This is a genomic window from Flavobacterium bomense (assembly GCF_003970355.1).
This window is the reverse complement of the sequence record NZ_RYDJ01000120.1, coordinates 1-303: the sequence shown is the minus strand read 5'-3', so window position 1 is coordinate 303 and position 303 is coordinate 1.

Sequence of the window (303 nt, the reverse complement as noted above, 5' to 3'; positions counted from 1 at the left end):
TCTTGTCCCGGTTGATTAACAGAAGAGGGTTTAAAATCTTCGATTATAGCCGTTTGACTGGTTTGTGCAAAAGACAAATAGCTAGACAAAATAAATACCAATACTAAAACAATTGAATACTGTTTCATAATTTTAATTTTTTTTATATTATTTGAAAATAAGTGGTGCAAATGCGTGTAAACTTCTTCTCCAAGTTTGCCATTCATGTGCTGTAAGTGGAGAGATAGAAAAATGAGTTTTTATCCCAGCTTGATTCAATCTCTCCGTATTTACTTTTTGGCTACCTCTTAGTACATCCCTACT